General features: G+C 72.6%; 2 protein-coding genes and 1 pseudogene. All 3 read right to left on the bottom strand.

Going from position 1 to position 1048, the window contains the following annotated elements; all coding sequences use genetic code 11:
- Positions 1–416, bottom strand: a 416-nt coding sequence (locus GXB81_RS31180) for a triphosphoribosyl-dephospho-CoA synthase (protein ID WP_205991227.1), incomplete at its 3' end; no start/stop codon positions are given.
- A complete protein-coding gene (locus GXB81_RS31835) occupies positions 413–547 on the bottom strand; it encodes a hypothetical protein (protein WP_277396826.1) in 135 nt (44 codons plus the stop codon). The genes GXB81_RS31180 and GXB81_RS31835, both read right to left, overlap by 4 nt.
- Positions 544–1048: pseudogene (locus GXB81_RS31175) on the bottom strand (RimK family alpha-L-glutamate ligase); the annotation flags it as partial. The pseudogene GXB81_RS31175 and the gene GXB81_RS31835, both read right to left, overlap by 4 nt.

Below are 1048 nucleotides of genomic sequence, written 5' to 3'. Positions count from 1 at the left end.
GCGATCGCGCGATAGGCGAGGCGCGCGTCGTCGATGTCGAGCCGTTCCAGCACGCGCTCGGCGGCGTCTCGCCAGGCGCGGGCCGAGGGCGCGGGGCCGGTTTCGTCGAGTGCCGCCGCAAGCGGCGCGACCAGCAGCACGATGCCGAGATTCGTATTGCATCCGGCCGCCGCGTGCGTGCGCGTGACCGCATCGAGAATGCGCTGGCCGACGCGCGCGCCGCGCGAGAACAGCGCGTCGAGCGAGGCGTGCGCGCTGGCGAGAAACTGCGCCGCGTTCATGCCGTGTCCGGCGCTTTGCACGCTGACGTTGCCGGGCTTCGGCGTGGTCACGTCGAGCGTGCAGGCTGCGAGGAAAGCGGCGCGGGCGCGCTCGAAGGGGGGCGTGCCGGGTTCGCACACGGGCGGTGGATTCATGCGTACGACCCGGCGATGAGGTACGCATGCAGGGCGCGGAGCGGCGCGCGGGCATGGCCGGGTTGCGGCGCGGCCACGTCGAACGTGCCGGTATGACGCTCCAGCATGGGGATCAGGCGCATCGCGCTCATGCTCGTCGTTTCTCCTGCGCGGCGCCCGGCAGTCCAACCGCGGCGCTTGCTACGTGTTCCGCGCTGTCCTCGGTCTGCCCGCTCGCGCGCCGCGGCACGGCCGCCAGCTTGCGATCGAGCAGATCGTCGACGAGCGCCGCCGCGATGTCGAACCGCGTGACCGACTGCAAGCCGCGCCATGCGGCCACGCCGTTGACTTCGAGCACGAGCGGCCGCGCCGCATCGTCGGGATTGGGGATCAGGTCCACGCCCGCATAGTCGAGCCCGAGCGCGGCGGCGGCCTGCACGGCCGTGCGCGCGAGCAGCGGATCGAGTTCGGCGGGCTCGCATGTCGCGCCCTGCGCGAAGTTATGAATCCAGCCCTTGCCGCCGACGCGCCGCATCGCCGCGACGGCGCGGCCGCCGATCACGAGCACGCGCCAGTCGAAGCCGGGCCGTCCGCCGGCCACATAACGCTGCAGATAAGCGACCTGCCGGTAAGGCGCGAGCGACGGCAACGGC

It is taken from the genome of Paraburkholderia sp. Ac-20336 (assembly GCF_017105025.1).
Taxonomy (GTDB): domain Bacteria; phylum Pseudomonadota; class Gammaproteobacteria; order Burkholderiales; family Burkholderiaceae; genus Paraburkholderia.
The sequence above is the reverse complement of the archived record's forward strand: the minus strand, read 5'-3'. Positions and strand labels throughout refer to the sequence as shown.

What these genes read in the sequence shown, in the direction of transcription:
- GXB81_RS31835 (WP_277396826.1), bottom strand. Translation starts at nt 547, where the DNA reads ATGAGCGCGATGCGCCTGATCCCCATGCTGGAGCGTCATACCGGCACG.